Origin of the sequence: Aerosakkonema funiforme FACHB-1375, from assembly GCF_014696265.1 — a bacterium.
GTDB classification, from domain to species: Bacteria; Cyanobacteriota; Cyanobacteriia; order Cyanobacteriales; family Aerosakkonemataceae; genus Aerosakkonema; species Aerosakkonema funiforme_A.
This window is the reverse complement of sequence record NZ_JACJPW010000138.1, coordinates 1-19,388: the sequence shown is the minus strand read 5'-3', so window position 1 is coordinate 19,388 and position 19,388 is coordinate 1. Positions and strand designations below refer to the sequence as shown.

15 protein-coding genes, 1 tRNA gene and 3 pseudogenes are annotated in these 19,388 nt (G+C 46.4%); 12 read left to right on the top strand and 7 right to left on the bottom strand.

Features of this window, described 5'->3' with window-relative positions:
* Nucleotides 1–104: 104 nt before the first annotated feature.
* Nucleotides 105–1,094, top strand: a pseudogene (locus H6G03_RS32795) (ATP-binding protein); the annotation flags it as partial.
* 99 nt (nucleotides 1,095–1,193) lie between these two features.
* On the opposite strand, the gene mgtE reads toward H6G03_RS32795, so the two are convergent.
* Nucleotides 1,194–2,543 (bottom strand): magnesium transporter, encoded by a 1,350-nt coding sequence (mgtE, locus tag H6G03_RS32790; protein WP_190474292.1) that lies wholly within the window; start codon nucleotides 2,541–2,543, stop codon nucleotides 1,194–1,196.
* A gap of 619 nt (nucleotides 2,544–3,162) precedes the next feature.
* Between mgtE and H6G03_RS32785 the strand changes: the two genes are divergently transcribed.
* Complete coding sequence (locus H6G03_RS32785; protein WP_190474299.1) at nucleotides 3,163–4,863, top strand: MBL fold metallo-hydrolase; 1,701 nt, start codon at nucleotides 3,163–3,165, stop codon at nucleotides 4,861–4,863.
* Nucleotides 4,864–4,982: 119 nt separating this feature from the next.
* On the opposite strand, the gene H6G03_RS32780 is transcribed toward H6G03_RS32785, so the two are convergent.
* Both H6G03_RS32780 and H6G03_RS37600 read right to left on the bottom strand, forming a co-directional pair.
* Nucleotides 4,983–5,294 (bottom strand): DUF6679 family protein, encoded by a 312-nt coding sequence (locus H6G03_RS32780; RefSeq protein WP_190474290.1) that lies wholly within the window; start codon nucleotides 5,292–5,294, stop codon nucleotides 4,983–4,985.
* A gap of 850 nt (nucleotides 5,295–6,144) precedes the next feature.
* Entirely contained in the window at nucleotides 6,145–6,393 is a 249-nt protein-coding gene (locus H6G03_RS37600) for a hypothetical protein (protein ID WP_206756659.1), read from the bottom strand.
* Between the two features lie 270 nt (nucleotides 6,394–6,663).
* Here H6G03_RS37600 and H6G03_RS32775 point away from each other — a divergent pair, with 270 nt between their 5' ends.
* The 5 genes from H6G03_RS32775 to H6G03_RS32755 all read left to right on the top strand — a co-directional run bounded on the left by H6G03_RS32775 (nucleotide 6,664) and on the right by H6G03_RS32755 (nucleotide 11,039).
* Nucleotides 6,664–6,852, top strand: a complete 189-nt coding sequence (locus tag H6G03_RS32775; protein WP_190474288.1) for a hypothetical protein — start codon at nucleotides 6,664–6,666, stop codon at nucleotides 6,850–6,852.
* 38 nt (nucleotides 6,853–6,890) lie between these two features.
* On the top strand, nucleotides 6,891–7,760 hold the full coding sequence (locus tag H6G03_RS32770) for an aldose epimerase family protein (protein ID WP_190474296.1): 870 nt from the start codon (nucleotides 6,891–6,893) through the stop codon (nucleotides 7,758–7,760).
* Nucleotides 7,761–7,870: 110 nt separating this feature from the next.
* Nucleotides 7,871–7,942: transfer RNA gene (locus H6G03_RS32765), tRNA-Lys, on the top strand.
* Between the two features lie 161 nt (nucleotides 7,943–8,103).
* The gene (gene fba, locus H6G03_RS32760; RefSeq protein WP_190474286.1) at nucleotides 8,104–9,183 is read left to right on the top strand and encodes a class II fructose-bisphosphate aldolase; all 1,080 of its coding nucleotides are present in this window, start codon (nucleotides 8,104–8,106) and stop codon (nucleotides 9,181–9,183) included.
* Between the two features lie 80 nt (nucleotides 9,184–9,263).
* Entirely contained in the window at nucleotides 9,264–11,039 is a 1,776-nt protein-coding gene (locus H6G03_RS32755) for an ADP-ribosylglycohydrolase family protein (RefSeq protein WP_190474284.1), read from the top strand.
* Nucleotides 11,040–11,104: 65 nt separating this feature from the next.
* Here H6G03_RS32755 and H6G03_RS32750 read toward each other — a convergent pair whose 3' ends face one another.
* A complete protein-coding gene (locus tag H6G03_RS32750) occupies nucleotides 11,105–11,914 on the bottom strand; it encodes a carbon-nitrogen hydrolase family protein (protein ID WP_190474294.1) in 810 nt (269 codons plus the stop codon).
* An 810-nt stretch (nucleotides 11,915–12,724) separates the two neighbouring features.
* Between H6G03_RS32750 and scpB the strand changes: the two genes are divergently transcribed.
* The gene (gene scpB / locus H6G03_RS32745) at nucleotides 12,725–13,216 is read left to right on the top strand and encodes an SMC-Scp complex subunit ScpB (RefSeq protein WP_190474282.1); all 492 of its coding nucleotides are present in this window, start codon (nucleotides 12,725–12,727) and stop codon (nucleotides 13,214–13,216) included.
* A gap of 204 nt (nucleotides 13,217–13,420) precedes the next feature.
* On the top strand, nucleotides 13,421–13,789 hold the full coding sequence (locus H6G03_RS32740; RefSeq protein WP_190474279.1) for a DUF760 domain-containing protein: 369 nt from the start codon (nucleotides 13,421–13,423) through the stop codon (nucleotides 13,787–13,789).
* A 163-nt stretch (nucleotides 13,790–13,952) separates the two neighbouring features.
* Here H6G03_RS32740 and H6G03_RS32735 read toward each other — a convergent pair whose 3' ends face one another.
* Nucleotides 13,953–15,155 carry an HhoA/HhoB/HtrA family serine endopeptidase gene (locus tag H6G03_RS32735; protein ID WP_190474277.1) on the bottom strand — a complete coding sequence of 401 codons (1,203 nt, stop codon included), beginning with the start codon at nucleotides 15,153–15,155 and terminating at the stop codon, nucleotides 13,953–13,955.
* Between the two features lie 185 nt (nucleotides 15,156–15,340).
* Between H6G03_RS32735 and H6G03_RS32730 the strand changes: the two genes are divergently transcribed.
* The gene (locus H6G03_RS32730; protein WP_190474275.1) at nucleotides 15,341–16,264 is read left to right on the top strand and encodes a LysM peptidoglycan-binding domain-containing M23 family metallopeptidase; all 924 of its coding nucleotides are present in this window, start codon (nucleotides 15,341–15,343) and stop codon (nucleotides 16,262–16,264) included.
* 84 nt (nucleotides 16,265–16,348) lie between these two features.
* Here the strand turns inward: H6G03_RS32730 and glgA are convergent, their stop codons facing one another.
* Both glgA and hemC read right to left on the bottom strand, forming a co-directional pair.
* The gene (gene glgA, locus H6G03_RS32725; RefSeq protein WP_190474274.1) at nucleotides 16,349–17,788 is read right to left on the bottom strand and encodes a glycogen synthase GlgA; all 1,440 of its coding nucleotides are present in this window, start codon (nucleotides 17,786–17,788) and stop codon (nucleotides 16,349–16,351) included.
* Nucleotides 17,789–17,965: 177 nt separating this feature from the next.
* Entirely contained in the window at nucleotides 17,966–18,928 is a 963-nt protein-coding gene (gene hemC / locus H6G03_RS32720) for a hydroxymethylbilane synthase (protein ID WP_190474272.1), read from the bottom strand.
* Nucleotides 18,929–19,040: 112 nt separating this feature from the next.
* Between hemC and H6G03_RS32715 the strand changes: the two are divergent.
* Together H6G03_RS32715 and H6G03_RS39385 are read left to right on the top strand one after the other, a co-directional pair.
* Nucleotides 19,041–19,157, top strand: a pseudogene (locus tag H6G03_RS32715) (Uma2 family endonuclease); the annotation flags it as partial.
* A gap of 130 nt (nucleotides 19,158–19,287) precedes the next feature.
* Nucleotides 19,288–19,388 (top strand): annotated as a pseudogene (locus H6G03_RS39385) (transposase); the annotation flags it as partial.

Below are 19,388 nucleotides of genomic sequence, written 5' to 3'. Positions count from 1 at the left end.
TCGTTTATGGAGTTCATTTGTACTAATCGTGACGATGCACGCTCGCACTCCTGCAAGTGCCTTAACAAAAGTTCATACAGTGTCGATTACTTTTGTCCGACTACTTACCTGTATTAGAAGCAACAGCCAAACGGGGTGCTGAGTTGGTAAAACAAGTTTTGTCGTTTGCGCGAGGCATTGATGGCGATCGCACATTTTTGCAAGTAAATTATCTAATATCAGAAATTAGCCAAATTCTCAAACAAACATTTCCCAAATCGATTGAAATTAACACTGATGTACCGCAAGACCTTTGGGCAATATCTGGAGATGCCACACAACTGCATCAGGTGCTGATGAACCTTTGCGTAAATGCCCGCGATGCCATGCCGAATGGCGGAAGGTTGAGTATGATTGCCGAAAATCGCTACATCGATCGAAATTATGCCGCGATGAACATTGACGCCTCCGTTGGACACTACGTTGCAATTACCGTCTCCGATACGGGAACGGGTATGCCAGCAGAAATAGTAGATAGAATTTTTGAGCCGTTTTTTACTACTAAAGAATTTGGCAAAGGTACGGGGCTTGGTTTATCTACGGTAAGAGGTATTATCAAAAGCCACGGCGGTTTTATGAATGTCTACAGCGAGGTAGGAAATGGAACTAGATTTAATGTGTACTTACCCGCAGCTTTTGAAAATCAAACCCAGCCAGTGGAAGAGTTGGAAATTATGAGAGGAAATGGAGAATTAATTCTGATTGTTGAAGATGAAGCTGCGATTCGCGAGGTCGCTAAAATCTCTCTGGAGACATCCGGCTACAAGGTTATTTTTGCCGCTGATGGCATAGAAGGTATCGCGCTTTACGTACAGAACAAACACGAGATTGCTTTGGTATTGTTAGATATGATGATGCCAAATATGGATGGTTTAACAACGATCAGAACATTGCAAAAAATCAACCCGGCTGTCAAAATTATCGTTATGAGCGGACTCGCGTCTAACGAAACGCTCACCGCCATTACAGGCACCAGCGTCAAAGGGTTTTTACCGAAACCATACACAGCTAAGGAATTATTTAAACTCATTAACATAGCCCTGAATCCAGAATAGCTAATGGCGATCGTTTACCAGTTCATAGTGTACATTTATAACATCAAAAATAAACAATCAACTGTAATAATTAGCCATTAGCTGCTAGCAATTAAAAATCTAGCCATTAAAAAATTTCAAAGCTGATGAAATTAAGGTTAGAAAAGTTAAGAATCCGATCGTATCCAGCGACGTAGTAAGCAATGGCCCACTGATCAAAGCAGGGTCGAGATTCAATCGCTTCAATCCCATTGGCAACAGCGTTCCCAAGGTGGCAGCGATCAACACGTTAATAGCCATGACCAGTCCGGCGATCGAGGATACCCATCGCTGATGAGGGGGAGACCAAATCAACGAAAGAGTACCTAAAGAAAGCGCCAATGCTATCGCAGTACCCAATGCTGCCAAAATTTCCTTCCGCAAAATAGCCAGAGTATCTTGGGGAGTAATTTCACCCACACCAAGTCCTCGTACTGTCACCGATAAAACCTGAAAGCCCACATTGCCGCTGCTGTTTGCCAAAATCGGCATAATTACTGCCAAGACGGTAACAGATGAAATAACGTGTTGGAAAGGCGCGATCGCACTTGCGGCGGCAATATACAGACCGATATTGATCAGCAGCCACGGCAGACGCTTGCGAAGGGTCACCAGCGGAGGAGACCACGCCGCTTCGTCACCGCCGCTGACCCCCGCCAGTTTCTGAATATCCTCAGTTGCTTCTTCTTCTAAAATGTCTACAACATCATCAATGGTGACAATTCCGACCAATCTATCTTCCCGATCGACCACCGGCGCGGCGATCAAGTCATAACGCTTCATCAGTTGCGCTACTTCTTCCTGCGGTGTATCCGTGCGGACTCTGACGACGCGATCGCTAGCAATATCGCCTACCAATACATCCGGAAACGTAAACAGCAACTGCCGCAGCGAAACCACCTTCAGCAATTTGCGGTTGTCATCCGTGACGTAAGCGTAGTATATTGTTTCCTTATCTTCATCGCTCAAACGAATTTTGTGGAGGGCTTCCCCAACCGTCAATCCCTCCCGCAACCGGACGTATTCCGTCGTCATCACCCGACCGGCAGTTCCTTCCGGATACCCCAGAATTGTCGCCGTCGCCCGTCTTTCTTCCGCGTTCAGTTGCTGTACCAGCCGCTTTACTACCCCAGCTGGCAGTTCGTCAAATAATTCTGCCCGGTCATCCGGTCGCATTGAACCCACAATTTGACAAACATGGGCGTTGTGCAGGGAATTAATCAGTTCTTCCTGCACTTCTGGCGGTAGATATTCAAAGACATCGATCGCGTGGTCTTTTTTGAGCAGACGAAATGCGATCGCTCGCCGTTCTGGTAGCAGTTCTGCAATGTAATCTCCTACATCAACAGCCGGTATGCGATTTAGTTCAAACTTGAGTTGATTTAAATCGGCAATATCCGATAGTGCAACACGTCCTTCCTGAGTGAGCATAAAACCTCCCAATCTCCCCTATCCAGGGAGACTGGCTCACCAGGCTAGAGGAGCGTAATACTGTGACTGGATGGACTTGGGTCCATGAAACTGATTCACTGAATTCAACACTGGTATCGACTCTGAGCTGACGACGCCAGTAAGTATATGCTACTCCCAGAAGATTAATTGCACAATCCCAGTGCAGGAGCCAAGGGAAGTCAAAAGTCAAAAGTCAAAAGTCAAAAGCTAAAAGTCCTCCTCTTCCCTCTCCATAAGCTCCTCCGCTCTCCCTGTTCCCTCTTCCCTAACCCCTAACCCCGACGCCCGACGCCCGACGCCAGCCAGTTGTTGTTCCATACAGTATTTGCTAAAATTTCACCCACCGCCGTCATCCAATTTGAGGTTTCATATCGATGGACATCAAACTAATTTTAATGGGGTTGACTATTGTCTTTATCGTGGCGAGCTTGTTCTTCGGCACCAAAAATGGATTTTACGATTCAGACAACTATCACGGTAACGGTTCAGCCCACTAAGCGAAAGTTATGAATTTTGAGTTTTGAGTTTTGAGTCGCCAACTTCTTTAACTCAAAACTTAAAACTCAACACTCAAAACTGTTTTCAAGGGAGCATCGTGATCGACCTAGAATGCTTACCCTACAGCGTTAATCATGAGGACGAAGGCGTCTGTCTGCTCGTGCGGATGGGGCCATATCGCATCATGCTCGACTGCGGTATGGATAACATTACCCCGCTACAAACAAATTCAAAGCAAGCACTGCCAGCAGACTTAGTGCTGTGCAGCCACGCTCACCCAGACCACGCCAGAGGTTTTCTGGCGCTGCATAAGGCTTTTCCTCAACTGCCAATCTATGCCAGCGAGGTGACAGCTCAGTTGTTGCCGCTGAATTGGCCAGAGGTAAAACCCCAAAACATCCCGCAATTTTGTCAAGCTTTGCCGTGGCGATCGCCAGTGGAGTTCCAAGACGGTCTGTGTGCCGAATTGTTTCCCGCAGGCCATCTGCCAGGAGCGGCTACCATCCGGCTGACCTACACCACTCCTCGCCGTACCTACACGCTCATATATACGGGTGACTTTTTCCTGTCCAACTCGCGACTGGTAGAGGGATTGCCTCTAGATTCCTTGCGGGGAATAGAGCCGGATGTACTGATTCTGGAAGGCACCTACGGCACTGCTCGTCATCCCCATCGGCGGCAGCAAGAAAACCAGCTCTCCGAGCGCATTAGTCGAGCGATCGCAATGGGTCAATCTGTCCTGCTACCTGTGCCTACTTTGGGCCTGGGTCAGGAAATCCTCATGCTGCTTCGCAGTCATCATCTCTTTACAGGTCGCGACTTGGATATCTGGGTAGATGGCAATGTTGCTACAGGTTGCGATGCTTATCTCAATCTCCTACCTTATCTACCCGCATCAGTACAGAATTTTTCCCGACATCAACCTTTGTTTTGGGACGAACGAGTCCGTCCCCGCGTGCGTCGGCTACAACCTGAACAGCGTCGCGCGATCGGCAAGTCTCCTTGCATTGTTTTCACGGACGAAATCGGCGATTTGAGCGATTATTGCCATCCAGATAGCGGTTCTTGGCTAATATTACTGCCTCAGCGACCGGGGCGTTCCATCAGTTCTGAGTTCCAAGTTATCATTCCTGACTTTGGTTCTTTTCCCGAAGTATCCAGCAGTGGGGGTAAGCACCAAGGTAGCTCATCCCCAGCACTTATTAACGTCGAAACCTATTTATTGGCTCAGCATTGCGATGGCCCCGGCACTACGCAACTGATTCATAACCTACGTCCGCAGCACATAGTATTTGTCCACGGTTCGCCTACATATTTAGCAGATTTGACTAATTTGGAGGAACTGCACAACCGCTACCATTTGCATTGTCCATCAGCAGGAACGCTGGTAGAACTGCCTATTGGCGATACATTTCTGCAACCCGCTGCACCGGAAACTAACTATGAAGGGGAATTGACCGAGCTGGGGACTGTAGTGACAATTGCGCTTCCCGATACCATTACTGGTGACCCTCGCTGGCAAAACTTTGCCGATACAGGTTTGGTTGAAGCTCGTTGGCAGGGTGAGGAACTGGTATTGCGAGGTTTATCCCAACGGGAGTTACTTACCCAAGGAAGCGATCGCATCCCGACTGACTTAGCCTGCTGCGGTAACTGCCGACACCAGCGAGGACAGCGCTGTTGGAACCAAGCATCGCCCCTGTTTGGCTTCAAGGTAACGCCAGATGGTTACTGTCCTGTTTTTGAACCCGGTGCTGTACCCCCGCGATCTTATCGGGAAGATGAGGAAAATAAAAAATAAACGATCTCAAATCCCTTAGTTGAGATTTATTTAAAAATGACAAAAATTTAGCCCAGCGCTGGGCATTAAATGCTGGGCTAAAACTGAATTGATTAAAGTCCAAACAGCCCCTAATTAGATTAATCTAAATTGGAGTCTGGGTAATGATTGCGAATTTGTTCGGCTTCGGGACAATCATCTGAAACCAACGGTTCTACATTACCTCTCGGTACTGATGCTAATTTCTGACTGACAGCACCAATGCTTTCTAGGCGCACCATCTCTTCCCAAGAAGAAATTTCATCATCTTCTTCTGTTTCATAACGTAATGTAACTAAATCTCCTTCAATATCGATGATGCGAGCGCGTTCTATCCAACGTTGCTGGTCCCGCAAGAAAACACAGACTTCTCGACCATCGCAACAGAGTTGATAGATCTTGCGGTGTAGCATGTATTGTTTCTCCTGAACAGGGAATTCTTGAACGTACCCCAACTAAATTAAAAATTATAGTTGGGCAAAATTTACGCTAAAAGAACTTAGCGTTACCGGAAAAACTGGCTTCCTCAGTGCTTCGCAGCCAAAAGTGACCGCGATAGCTCCAGCAAATATAATTCTTAGGTCGTGCCAATTTAATGCCGTACCAATGCTAGTCTAAAAACTAAAAAAGCAGTCATCTGGAGTCAGAAACGGGTTTTTGTTCGTAATATTATACGGATTTCGGTGCAATTATGGTAGATCGATTCTGGCTCCTAGATTCTTCACTTTTAACTTTTAACCTTTTACCTCCTACAGAAAGGAGATTTTCCGTTGGCGCAGCCTGCCGTAAACACAGGTTAGGTTATCGCACTACGGTGATCGCACTCGCAAATTGCTTACCCTGGATTCACGCTTACTCGGAAAGAGTATAATTGCTTTTGGAGCAGCGTCTAGCAGCCCATTGCTGAAATCCAGTTTAGAACTTGTCTGCGGGTATCGTAACACAAGCGGGACGCTTTCATCTGAATTCCCAGCTTTGAGTCAGGTAAAATCTAAAAATTTTGCTTTTTTTATTTTGCCTACCTTGTCAAAGCTATGGGTATTCCTATATCGATTCTATAATCTTAAGGGCAAGTCTGCGAACTGGCATACTCTATTTTTTTGTCTTAATTTACACCATACTCAACTGACAGAACTCAAGAGCGGGCACTTCCAAAACAATATAACGGCAAAGTCCCTTGAAAAGGGCTTCGCCGTTAGTTGCCGACACAAACTAGACCGAGCTCAATGTCGCAGTTATATATTTAGCTGTAGAAAAATTGTCTTAGCAAGCTATTGGCGTCGAGTGGATAGGGATCGGATAAATTTGGGCGTACTCGGCTAGGCTTCGCGTTACGTCCCCCCGCGCCTCTCTTTCAATCTGACCGGAGTTGAGAGCCTTGTATAAGGTCACTACGGCGTCTAAATCAGCTGACTGGTAGCCCTTATTGGCCAGTACCTGGCCAATCAGACCTTCAGAAGCAACACTTAAACACCCTGTTTGAAAAGCAGATTTTACCAGTGAGCGAATCATAACGTCTCAGAGAATCCTTGATGCGTTAATCGTTACTATAAGTGTCAAACATCTCTCTGATTAAGTAAATGATGGAGACCCGCAGCTGCTTGTGATATTTTGCCCTATTGTACTGTGATTTTGGTCACTGAGTCGCAAAATATGTGATTTTGGCCGCAGAAAGTCAAGTACTGCTGAGTATTGCAGCCGTAAGATCGCAACAGAGACATCGGACTTATGTAATAGCTTATAGGGGGAACTGTAAAAAATGTGTAAAGAAAAGGGGGGTGTATGTGCAAAAATTCTGTAAAGATCGGGAAATTTTGGCATCTGGTGCTGCCTGAAGGACACACGGAACCCGAAAGGAAATATGCAGGCAATAGGCAAATGCTGCATATTTCTAGTGTTGCAGACGATCGCACTTTTGGGACAAGCGTGGCAGCGACTACTTTAAGCGGCGACCGATCGCCTGTAAAGTAGTGGGATTACCACATCTATTTCCAGCAGGAACAGCACCAGTGTTGGCGATCGCAGTCAAAGAGCAGCAATACAAAACCTACATCCTCTCCGACCTTTCATCTCAATCCGAGCTAGAAGTCGTTCCAGAGCGAGGGGGTATCATTACCAGATGGCGTATCCAAGGTCAAGAAATCCTCTACCTGGATGCAGAGCGATTTGCCGATCCAAACTTGAGCGTTAGAGGTGGAATTCCGATCCTGTTTCCCATCTGCGGTAATTTACCCGACAATACTTACACCCATAAAGAGAAGCAATACACCCTCAAACAACACGGCTTTGCTCGCGACCTCCCCTGGGAAGTGGCCAATCAAGTCACGCAAGACCAAGTGAGCATTACCCTGGTTTTGGAAAGTGACGATGTAACTCGGAAAGTATACCCGTTTGACTTCAAACTCAGCTTTACTTACCAGATTAGGGGCAACACGCTGCAAATTCGCCAATGTTATACCAATTTATCTGACGAGCAGATGTCGTTTTCCACGGGTCTGCATCCTTATTTTTATACGTTTGACAAGACGCAGTTGCAGTTCAGGATTCCCGCCACCGAGTACCAAGATCAACGAAACAAGACAATCCATCCCTTTACGGGTAGCTTTGACTTCGACACCGATGAAATCGATGTGGCATTCCGGGATGTCAGAAGTCCATTCGCCAGCGTTACTGACACCAGTCGCAACCTCCGGCTATCCCTCAGTTACGATGAAGCCTATTCTACCCTGGTATTCTGGACTGTAAAAGGTAAAGATTACTACTGCCTGGAACCTTGGAGCGCCCCTCGTAACGCGCTCAATACTGGTGAAAATTTGATTCATGTAGAACCGGAAGCAACTTTTGAAACGCTTGTTAGTTTGACGGCAAGCTTTTTCTAAATATATTCTCGTTGGCCCCTCGGCCTGCTTCCCATTTCTTTTCGACAAACAGCTTGACTATTTCTTTTTGTTTGTGCTACATTAGTCAACGTTGTCAAAAAAAATAATTCGGGTCGCTAACTCAACGGTAGAGTACTCGGCTTTTAACCGATTAGTTCCGGGTTCGAATCCCGGGCGACCCATTTTTTTATATTAAACATTCTTATACAAAGTAGTCGCGAACTTTAATAACTCAATCTGTAGATATATGTTCCGAGAAGTTGTAAAGTATCTTAAGATTATTGTAATAATTCCGCTGGTCTGAAACTAACTAGCTGACGACTAACGTTTAGGAGGATGATTTATGGCGCTTGTACCTATGCGGCTGCTGTTGGATCACGCGGCTGAGAACGGATACGGTATTCCAGCTTACAACGTCAACAACATGGAGCAGATCCAAGCCATCATGCAGGCTGCTCAAGAGACGAATAGCCCCGTGATTTTGCAAGCTTCTCGCGGCGCTCGCAAATATGCTGGCGAAAACTTCCTGCGCCATCTGATTTTAGCGGCTGTGGAAACCTATCCCCACATCCCCATTGTCATGCACCAAGATCATGGCAACGAACCAGCCACCTGCTACTCTGCCATCAAGAACGGTTTCACCAGCGTGATGATGGACGGCTCCTTGGAAGCCGATGCGAAGACTCCAGCCAGCTACGAGTACAACGTCAGCGTTACCCGCGAAGTGGTGAAGGTTGCTCACGCGATCGGTGCTAGCGTAGAAGGCGAACTGGGTTGCTTGGGTTCTCTGGAAACCGGTATGGGTGAAGCGGAAGACGGTCACGGCTTTGAAGGAAAGCTGGATCACTCCCAACTGCTGACCGACCCCGACCAAGCAGTTGACTTCGTAGAACAAACTCAAGTTGATGCTCTGGCAGTAGCAATTGGCACCAGCCACGGCGCTTACAAGTTCACCCGCAAGCCAACTGGCGAAATCTTGGCTATCAGCCGCATCGAAGAAATTCACCGTCGTCTGCCTAACACCCACCTGGTAATGCACGGTTCCTCCTCCGTGCCAGAAGATTTGATCGCTCTGATCAACCAATACGGTGGTGCTATCCCCGAAACCTACGGTGTACCTCTGGAAGAAATCCAAAAAGGTATCAAGAGCGGTGTTCGCAAGGTAAATATTGATACCGACAACCGTTTGGCAATCACGGCAGCCGTGCGCGAAGCTTTGGCGAAAGATGCCAAGGAATTTGACCCCCGTCACTTCCTGAAGCCTTCGATTAAGTATATGCAGAAAGTTTGTGCTGAGCGTTACCAAGCTTTCGGTACTTCTGGCAATGCTACCAAGATCAAGCAAGTCTCTTTGGATGACTATGCTGCTAAATACGCTAAGGGCGAATTGAATGTTGTGACTAAGGCAGCTGTATCTGTCTAATTAAATTTGCCTCTGGTATAACTAGGGAGAGGGAAACAAATTAAGTTTTCCTCTCCTTTTTATTTTGGCTATCTCTTTATATGTCGCCACTAAGCCGATCGTACATTACGATTTTAGAAGATAACTTAGAACGAAAAGCGGAAATGAAGCGATATCTGGGCGAATTTTTTTCTACCCGGTCGGCGATATTTTTTGATAACGCCCCAGATGCGATCGCATGGCTGAAAGAGTGCTTGCAATTCTGCGCTTTGATTAGTTTAGATCGCGATTTGGGAAGCAGTTATTGGCGGGATGGAGAAATCTTCGATCCCGGAACTGGTAGAGATGTGGTCGATTATTTGGTAGCAGCGAAAGTTCAATGTCCGGTGATTATTCACTCTTCTAACTATGCTGAAGCTGGCGGAATGGAAGTAGCGCTGGGTTTTAGCGATCGTCTCTACAAACGGGTGTTTCCCAGCCGAGATTTAGATTGGATTGGGACTGACTGGGTAAACACGATAAAAATTTTTCTTCAACCTATTGCTAATGCAGATTTAACAGAATTACTTATTCCTGCTGTCGATGCTGCTTGGGAAAATTTTTGGGAATTTGCTTTAACTTATAATGTAATAAATGATTGGGATAATTTAGAAAAAGCGATTTTCTTTGGCAAGCAAAGTAAGCAATATTATGGTAATAACAATATTTTACCTTCTAGTTTGTCCGAACTGCGAACTTGCTTGTGGGCTGAACGAAATTACTGGCAACGCTATGGCGTTGAACCTGATGAAAACGGTACCATTTATATCAGAGCTATTCTGGAAAGGATTCGGGAAAAAGTGCGTTCAGGTGAAACTGAAAGCAGGAAAAATAACTCAAATAAAATTAAGAATACCAATTTAGCTGACAAAATTCGCGGTGTTATTTACGGACAAGCAGTTGGCGATGCTTTAGGCTTAGGCGCTGAAGGATTATTAAAATCGCAAGTATCGATATATTACCCGGATGGATTGCAAAATTATAGCCAAATTGTACGCGATCGCCATCGTTCCTGCTGGGTGTACGGTGATTGGACTGATGACACCGATATGATGCTTTGCATTCTCGATAGTTTGCTGGCACAACAGCGTTTAAATTTGTGGGATATTGGCATAAGATTTTATCAGTGGGCATCTGCTGGCAATCCTGGATTGGGTTATTCAACACACTGCGTTCTTTTTTCTCGTTATTTATCTGCAATTGACTTTTTCCAGCCTGATTTTGAGAATAACTATTATGTAGCTGCTCAACATTTTTGGGAAAGTTATGGTAAGGAAGCAGCTGCTAACGGTGGGGTGATGCGAACTTCTATTTTGGGTGTATGGGAGTATCTGTTTCCTGAAAAAGTGAGAGAGAATGCTAGCAAAGTTTGCCAAATAACTCACTACGATCCGCGCTGCGTGGCTTCTTGCGTGGCGGTTTCTCTGACAATTAGCGCTTTATTGAGAGGGGTAACAAATATTGAAAATTTAGTCGCAGAAATTGCAGCAGAAGTAGCCCAATACCATTCAGAAATATGGGAATATTTTGAGAGATCGAAAGCAACATCCATAGAAGCTTTACAACTGGGAGATGAAAGGAGTATGGGATATACTCTCAAAACCATGAGTGCGGGATTTTGGGCGTTGCAAAACGCTCCATCTTACGCCGATGGGGTGTTGCAAATTATACATGAAGGTGGAGATGCAGATACAAATGCTGCTGTAGCTGGTGCAATGTTGGGCGCTAAGTTTGGGTATGAGTCTATCCCAAAACTATGGATCGAGGAATTAGCTTACAAAGCGGAATTGGAAGTGAGGGTGGAACAATTGATTGAGTTAGTGATGAGTAATGAGTAAACTACCTACACTCCCGCAAGCGGTAGAGTGTAGGCATAATTGACCCGAAAAGACCGAATTTCCGATTAGAAAACGCGATGTTGGAGAGAAGGCATTTGACGGCGGACTTGTTCGAGGCGAATGGGATTGATTTCTGCGATCGCAACTCCGGGTTTGTCCCCAGCATCGGCTAAAATTGTACCCCAAGGGTCAACGATCGTGGCGTGTCCGTGGGTATGGCGCATACCGTAGTGATTCCCAGTTTGCGCTGGTGCGATGACGTAACAGGTATTTTCGATCGCTCTGGCTTGAATTAATACTTGCCAGTGATCCTTACCAGTATAAGCAGTGAAAGCTGCTGGCACAAACAGCACATCGGCTCCCATTTGCGATAGGTGACGGTAAAGTTCCGGGAAGCGGACATCGTAGCACACCGAAAGTCCCAAATTTCCCAACTCTTTGGTGGGAGCAACAGGCGGTATGCGGTTTCCGGCCATTACCGTGCTAGATTCTCGGTAGGTGTTGCCGTCGGGTAAGTTAACATCAAATAAGTGAACTTTTTCGTAACGGGCTAGCGCTTGACCGCTGGGGTCGATCAAGAGGGCAGTGTTGTAAAATTTACCAGTACTGACGGGAACAGGAAAGCCACCGCCCAAGATAGTGACCTGGAAGCGTTGCGCCATTGTTTTGAGAAATTTTTCGCTACTCTGGGCAATCACTTCCGCTTGGGCAATTTTGTCTTTCTCTTCGCCCATAAAAGCAAAGTTTTCCGGCAAACAGACCAACTCGGCACCCCGCCCTTTGGCAAGTTCAATTAATTCTTCTGCCTGAACCAGGTTTTTTTGCAGGTCAGGTACGCTAGTCATTTGGATGGCGGCGGCGATATATGACTTCATCGGTAAAGCTTGAAATTTTGCAGACAGCCTATTCAAAATATATCTTTCTATGGGTATTTGCGGACAGCAAACTCAACCGCTAGTGAATGTTTGCGATCGCGCCATCATCTCAGCCTATTTTGTTACGCAAATTAATATTGCCAATTTCGGCTAAAATTATGCTTCTCGATTTGTGCTTTGATTAGGTAGAAGTTATTTTGTTATCTCCATATCAAAAAAAGTCATTTATGTCAATATTAAGATAGGATAGTTTTTTGTTAATTTGGAACTATGAAATATGGATATTGACAGACAAGCGGATAAAACTGCTATGATAGTTCGCACCTCTAATTGTAAATATATCTTTGTTGCAGTTACCGGAAGACAACTAAATTAAAAAGTAAAAAAGGTGAAAACAGAAAAATATATTTGCTATCGTATTTAAATTGACAGCTACAATAATGGATTAATAGACTGATGAGAGAATATGTATGAGAAATAAATTCCAGGTAAACTTTGCTAAAATTGATCTATTAGCTGGAGAAGCTTGTTTGGTGTAAATATTGAAGACGTGCAGGCCAGACAAATATCGACAGATTTTATCCAGAATAATGACATCGGAATTCAAGAAAGTAACAAATATCTTTAGCGCTCAATATGATTTTTCGCCACTCAGTTGTTAATCGAATACTGCATTGACAAACTTGGCACAGGAGTAGAACCAAGGCGCATTATTAGTGCTATAATCGTTCCACGAAGGGTCAAACAATCCCAATATCCCAGACGCAAATTAACCCATTTGCAATTGGCAATTCTTAATTTTTAATAGTTATGTCGGATCGTTTGGCAACGAAGATTGAAGCAATTCTCTACTTAAAAGGACAGCCTCTTTCCATTGCAGCGATCGCCGAGTATGCTGGATGCAGCAAGGCCAAAGCTCAGGACGCGCTGCTAGAACTCGTCGCTGACTACGCTCATCGAGACAGCGCCTTAGAAGTTGTGGAAACTCCAGAGGGTTACAGCTTGCAACTGCGGACAACTTTCCAGGAATTAATGCAAAATTTAATACCACCAGAATTAGGGGTGGGAGCTTTGCGAACACTGGCAGCGATCGCCCTCAAAGGGCCGATATCCCAAACAGAATTAGTCGATCTGCGCGGTTCTGGAGCTTATCAGCAAGTCCAGGAACTCGTCGAACTGGGGTATATTCGCAAACGGCGACAGGCAGATGGGAGGTCTTATTGGCTACAAGTAACGGAGAAATTTCATCAGTATTTTCAAATCGATCGGCTGCCGCAACTGAATGGCTCGACTGAAAATTGATGTATTAGGCGCTTAACGATGTAAAATTACCGATTAAAAGCCTTTTTTGGCTCTAACTTCCTCTACTTTTGTGTTACTCTGGCTCAAACCTATTTTGGGCTGGGAAAGGAGTAACCCTGTGAAATGCACCAGTTTTGGCCCCCAAAAGCTGCCAACACATCCGGATCGTTTAGATTAGAAGTAAGTCAAAAATTTAGGAGCCTCATGGTCTTTAATCCTGACTATTTAAATTCCGGCACAGAAGATGCTCAAGCCAACCCCCTGCTGACATATCTCCAGCACCAACCTCCAGAGGTTTTAGCGCGTGTAGCAAAGGCGGTTAGTCCAGAAATCAAACAAATTATTTCTCACAACGTTCAAGGGCTCGTCGGGATGTTACCTGGGGAGCATTTTAACGTTCAGATTACGACAGACCGGGAAAACTTAGCAGGTTTGCTAGCTTCAGCGATGATGACTGGTTATTTCCTCCGTCAGATGGAGCAACGGATGCAGCTAGAGGAAAGTTTGTTAGGTTCTCAGTCCCTGTCGCGAGACTCAGGTATCAGCGAAAGATCCGGCGATTCTGAGGCTTGAGCTTAGCAACGCCAAAAACCGACTGGGCGTCAACCAATATTAGATTGACCCCACCCATAAAGGGATGGGGCTGAGAGAGTTAGATCGAGATGGATTGCAAAAAATAGGTAAAAACCGAATCATTGCCAATCGAAAATCTAAAATCGCAGTCGATAATTGTAGGCTACTCAGTGGGAAAAGCACCGGTCTGAACTTGAATTTTTTGAATTTGACCGTTGCGGTTTATTTCTAGTTCTAAATTACCTCCAACAGTAGTGGATTCCACTATTTGCTGAACTTCAGACGGCTCTCTAACGGGTATGCCTGCAACTTTTTGAATGATATCGCCCTGACGCAAAAGAGCGCGATCGGCAGGTGAATTTTCGACGACGCGCACAATCAAAACACCTTTATCTTGAGAAATGTTGATATTTGTATCTCGACCGATTTGTTCTTTTACGGCTGGGTTAAGACCTACCATTTGAATTCCCAAATAAGGATGTTCCGCACGACCTTTAGCAAACAGCTGATTGGCGATTCGCTGTGCGGTTTGAATGGGGATAGCAAATCCCAGTCCTTGGGCACCAGCGCGAATAGCGGTATTGATCCCGATCACTTCGCCGCGATCGTTTAAAAGCGGCCCACCTGAATTACCGGGGTTGATCGCGGCATCGGTTTGGATAAAGTTAACGCGCTTATCTGGAACACCGACCTGAGAACTGGAGCGACCGATCGCACTGATAATACCCACAGTAACAGTATTATCCAAACCCAGAGGATTGCCGATCGCGATCGCCCACTGACCCGGAACCAGATTTTGAGAATCGCCCAACCTTACAGCAGGCAAATTTTTGGCCTGAATCTTCACAACCGCTATATCCGTAAGCGGGTCAACACCAATCACCCGACCGTCCAACGAGCGACCGTCCTTAAGAGTTACTTTCACAGTATCTGCCCCTGCTACTACATGAGCATTAGTGATCAAGCGACCGTCATCGCTGAGAATGAATCCAGAACCAGTCCCGCGTTCTACCCGTTCTTCCGGTGCTGTTGGCATTTCATTACCAAAAAACCCCCTGAAGAAGGGGTTTTGAAAAACGTCGGGCAATCTACTTTCCACCCTACGAGCGGCATCGATGCGTACCACCGCAGGGCCTACCTTTTTAACAGCCTCTGCAATAAAGTTACCGTTATCGGTGGGAATTCCATCTATTCTCGGTGCAGGATTTTCCTGGGTCTGGAGAAGCTGTTGTTGCGGAGGCGATGCCAAAGAGATTTCCTTGAAACCATTCTCTGTTTGGAGATAGCGGCTCCCCAACACTCCTGCGCCGCCACCAATACTTAGCAACGTTAAATAAAGAGTCAGTTGTTTAAAAGTTAAACTCATGGTCGTCAGGCTAAACGACAGTTTCACAAGCGATAAATCTACTGTAGCCTGTTCTCAGGATGACCTTCACAAATCGGCTGTTGTTTTTGGTGTAAAATCTTGACAATACATCAATTACAGCCAGTTGCTAGAGTTTAAATTTTTTAACAAAATACCGATCGCACCCTCTTTTACTAATTGAGTTCATGGCTCTTCATCGTTGGTTTCCATTGCTATCAACACTTTTGTGGCTGACTGTTACCGTCTGGGGAGCCAAAGCCGATCCGGAATTACCAGCAGCTAAGAACGATAATTGCCCTCAGCCAGCGTTGGAGCGCTTGAAGAAACATATAGTTGCTGCGGGTGAGACGATCGAAAGTATCGCCAGCAAATACGACCTCATTCCGGCTACGCTAATGGGCATGAATCCCAGTTTGAGGCAAGGAGAGGCTCGCGTTGGCAGCGAAATTATCATTCCTCCTTACAACGGTATCGCCTTAGAAGTTCCTGAAGGTAAAACTTGGCGCGACTTAGCCGCAGGTTACAACGTCCGTCCCGCCGTAGTCTACGAAGTCAATGGCTGCGAAGAAAATCCCAGAGTAGTCTTTTTGCCAGGGGTAAATTGGTCTCCCGAAGGCACTGATGTTGAATTTGAAAGCGCCTTGAAAGGCTATCCTTTACCCACACAAACAACAGTGGGTTTTGCCTTTGGCTGGAATCTTCATCCTATTACTCGTAAAGTAGTCTTTCACGGCGGTGTAGACTTGCTAGCAGAGCCAGGAACGCCAGTTTTTGCCGCTGGCGACGGTATAGTAGCTTTTGCTGGCGAAAGAGGAGATTACGGCAACTTAGTAGTTATAAATCATCAGGAAGGACAACAAACTCGTTACGCGCACCTAGATACGATCGCAGTGTCCGCAGGTCAGACAATTCAACAAGGTATGCAGTTGGGAACCGTCGGTACTACAGGATTTCCCGACATCGAACTTCCCCATCTGCATTTTGAAGTCAGATATAACTCCGATTTAGGTTGGGTAGCTGAAGACCCAAAACGTTACTTACAGGCAGCCGCAAGGCAAGGTGATGCCATGTTTTCCCGGCAACAAACAACACAGGTAGAGCAACGTTAATTGGGGTGTAGGGAAAAAAATGCACCCTACACCCTACACTCTATGCCATCTCTCAAAGATGACGGGAAAAGTCAGCGGTGTGTATTATGGAGTCGATACTTTTGCTAATAACTCTTGCTGTGGCTCTGGCGGCTGTTCCTCTGGGGGCGAGCTGGAGCCAACAAGAGAACGGTACAAATTGTCATACTCCTGAGCGGATTTATCCCAGCTGAAGTCCATCCTCATCGCCCGCTGTTGCAATTCGTACCAATCTTTCTTGTATCGGAAGCTCTCCCAAGTCCGCACCATAGACGTATAAAGGTCTAGAGGTTCATAGCGATCGAAACAGAAACCCGTACCTACATGGTTCATGGGGTCGTGGTGGGAGACGGTATCGACCAAGCCGCCAGTACGACGGACAATGGGTACGCAACCGTAGCGCATCGCCATCATTTGACTGATGCCGCAAGGCTCGAAGCGACTGGGCATCAGGAAAGCATCCGTACCCGCGTAAATGCGTCTGGCTAAGGCGTCGCTTTGGAGGATATAAGCTGACATCCGACCGCGATAACGAGTGGCAATTTGCCACATTTGGTTTTCGTAGTAGGGATCGCCCAAGCCTAACACAACGAATTGTGCATCGGTGTAGGCCATGAAGCGGTCTAGCACCTGAATGATCAAATCGATCCCCTTCTGTTCTACTAAGCGGGAAATCAAGCCGATCAAAAAGCAGTTGGCATTCACCTCTAAGCCCAATTCTTCTTGAAGGGCGACCTTGTTGGCCCGACGCTGGTCGAGAGTATCGGCGGTAAAATTTTTGGTCAGATGTTTGTCCGTGGCGGGGTCGTAAATGTGGGTATCGATGCCGTTGAGGATACCGCTTAACTTGCCACTGACGTAGGATAACAAGCCTTCCAACTGTTCCCCGTAGGCTGGTGTTTTAATCTGATCGGCGTAAGTGGGGGAAACGGTGTTGACGCGATCGGCATGGTGAATGGCCGCGCTCATTGTATTATGGCCTTGCATATACCAAGGGCACCAAGTCATCTGCTCTAAACGCCAGCGCCACGGCCCTTGATAAGCTAGGTTGTGAATTGTAAAGATAGTCTTGATCTCCGGGTCTTCCTGCATCCACACCGGAATCATGCCTGTGTGCCAATCGTGACAGTGGATGATATCTGGTTTCCAGTAGTTCCAGGCAAACTCAGCTGCACCATTGGCAAATAAGGTGAACCGCCAGTCTTCATCTTCTCCGTAGTAGATGCGGCGCGGCCAGAAGGAGGGATGACCAAACAGGTACAACGGTACATCGCTATTTGGAAAGACCGTCTCGTAAACAGCGAAGTTTTGTAACATCGCTGTGCCATACCAAATAGGCGATTTCGGTACGTCTATTTTGTCGGGCATAAAGCCATAGTAGGGCATGAAGATCCGGACATCATGCCCCATTTTTTTCAGGACTTTGGGTAAGGCACCGACGACATCCCCCATGCCGCCTACTTTAGCCAGGGGTGCTGCTTCAGCTGCAACAAATAGAATCCGCATCTTATTTTCGCGTTCCCTGCAATGGTTTGTTACATAATACCGAGTCAGGGGATCGATGACACGCTTTCTTGGCAAGCAGGTTTTAGTTGCCTGCTATGCTGAAAAAGAGCGGCCATCTTGCCTAACTAATACGGTTACAGGGCGGGATTATCTTTGCCCACCCCACAAGATATTAATTTACTCTTGTCTCACTTCGGCAAAAATTTGCTCTAAAATTGTTTGGGCTCCCTGTTGCCGCAAGCGCTGTGCCAGTTCGATACCTAATTTTGCCGCGTCGATCGCAGCTCCGCTAACGCTATCCTTGATTAATTGCTGTCCGTCCAAGCTGGCGACCATACCTGTGAGGGTGAGGGTGTCGCCTTCGATTTGGGTGTTAACGCCGATCGGTACTTGACAGCCGCCTTCCAGTTCTCGTAAAAAGGCTCGCTCTGCATAGCAGCGTTGCGCTGTGGCTGTGTGTTCCAATACTTTGATTAACGATAGCACTTCGGTGTCGCCGTCGCGGCATTCGATCCCTAAAGCTCCTTGTCCGACAGCGTGGAGGGAAATTTCGGCGGGGATGACTTGGTGAATGCGATCGCTCATTCCCAATCTTTGTAACCCGGCTACTGCTAAAATAATGGCGTCGAATTCACCTGCATCCAGTTTAGCCAGTCGCGTATTCAAGTTACCCCGAATATCTTTAAATGTCAGGTGGGGATAGTGGTGACGCAGTTGCGCCAGTCGCCGCAGGGAAGATGTTCCCACTACTGCACCTGCTGGCAAGGTGTCGATTTGTTTGTCTTTGTGCTTTTCGTGGACTACCAAGGCGTCGGCTGGGTTTTCCCGTTCGGTGACGCAGCCTAAAATCAAACCTTCTGGCAAATTCGTGGGTAAGTCTTTGAGGGAATGGACGGCAAAGTCTGTCTCGTTGTTGAGCATTCCCACTTCGAGTTCTTTGGTAAAGAGTCCCTTATCGCCAATTTTGGCTAAGGCGACATCGAGTATTTTGTCGCCTTGGGTACTCATAGTGTGGACTTCAAAGGTGATGTCGGGGAAGTGTTTCTGGAGTTGTTCTTGCACCCAGTAGGTTTGCACTAGGGCGAGTTGGCTTTTGCGCGAACCGATGCGTATTGTGCGGGTAGGAGCGGAAACTGACATAAAGAGGTGTTGTCAAAAGAGCGTGTAAAGTCACCCAATCTAGGCTACCGCAGACTGGGACTTCTATATTAGAAATTGCAGACGTTCGCTACCACGGAAAGTGACTATACCTATGTTTCGGTTGAAGTATCCCGTCGAACAAAGCGATCCGCCTCTTTCTCCCAGAGAAACTCTGCCCACGATGTACGATCTACCTAGCGAAGATCCGGAGGAACCCGGTTTGCCTGACCGAAAAGCGAGACGCAAGCCCCTGGCTTTAGACATGGGGATAAGTCGATAAGCGACTTTAGTCGCCGTCTCGATTTCCGTTTAGACTCGAATTGCGTTAAACTAATTGACGTAGAGGTTTTCCAAGTTAAATGATAGTTTTAGAATTTAAAGATCAAGGGAAAACAACTCAATACCAAGCCATTGATGAAGCAATTAGGACTGCTCAATTTGTGCGAAATAAATGTCTCCG

What these genes read in the sequence shown, in the direction of transcription:
- mgtE (WP_190474292.1), bottom strand. Translation starts at nt 2,543, where the DNA reads ATGCTCACTCAGGAAGGACGTGTTGCACTATCGGATATTGCCGATTTA.
- H6G03_RS32780 (WP_190474290.1), bottom strand. Translation starts at nt 5,294, where the DNA reads ATGCTACACCGCAAGATCTATCAACTCTGTTGCGATGGTCGAGAAGTC.
- H6G03_RS37600 (WP_206756659.1), bottom strand. Translation starts at nt 6,393, where the DNA reads ATGATTCGCTCACTGGTAAAATCTGCTTTTCAAACAGGGTGTTTAAGT.
- H6G03_RS32775 (WP_190474288.1), top strand. Translation starts at nt 6,664, where the DNA reads ATGTGCAAAAATTCTGTAAAGATCGGGAAATTTTGGCATCTGGTGCTG.
- fba (WP_190474286.1), top strand. Translation starts at nt 8,104, where the DNA reads ATGGCGCTTGTACCTATGCGGCTGCTGTTGGATCACGCGGCTGAGAAC.
- H6G03_RS32755 (WP_190474284.1), top strand. Translation starts at nt 9,264, where the DNA reads ATGTCGCCACTAAGCCGATCGTACATTACGATTTTAGAAGATAACTTA.
- H6G03_RS32750 (WP_190474294.1), bottom strand. Translation starts at nt 11,914, where the DNA reads ATGAAGTCATATATCGCCGCCGCCATCCAAATGACTAGCGTACCTGAC.
- scpB (WP_190474282.1), top strand. Translation starts at nt 12,725, where the DNA reads ATGTCGGATCGTTTGGCAACGAAGATTGAAGCAATTCTCTACTTAAAA.
- H6G03_RS32740 (WP_190474279.1), top strand. Translation starts at nt 13,421, where the DNA reads ATGGTCTTTAATCCTGACTATTTAAATTCCGGCACAGAAGATGCTCAA.
- H6G03_RS32735 (WP_190474277.1), bottom strand. Translation starts at nt 15,155, where the DNA reads ATGAGTTTAACTTTTAAACAACTGACTCTTTATTTAACGTTGCTAAGT.
- H6G03_RS32730 (WP_190474275.1), top strand. Translation starts at nt 15,341, where the DNA reads ATGGCTCTTCATCGTTGGTTTCCATTGCTATCAACACTTTTGTGGCTG.
- glgA (WP_190474274.1), bottom strand. Translation starts at nt 17,788, where the DNA reads ATGCGGATTCTATTTGTTGCAGCTGAAGCAGCACCCCTGGCTAAAGTA.
- hemC (WP_190474272.1), bottom strand. Translation starts at nt 18,928, where the DNA reads ATGTCAGTTTCCGCTCCTACCCGCACAATACGCATCGGTTCGCGCAAA.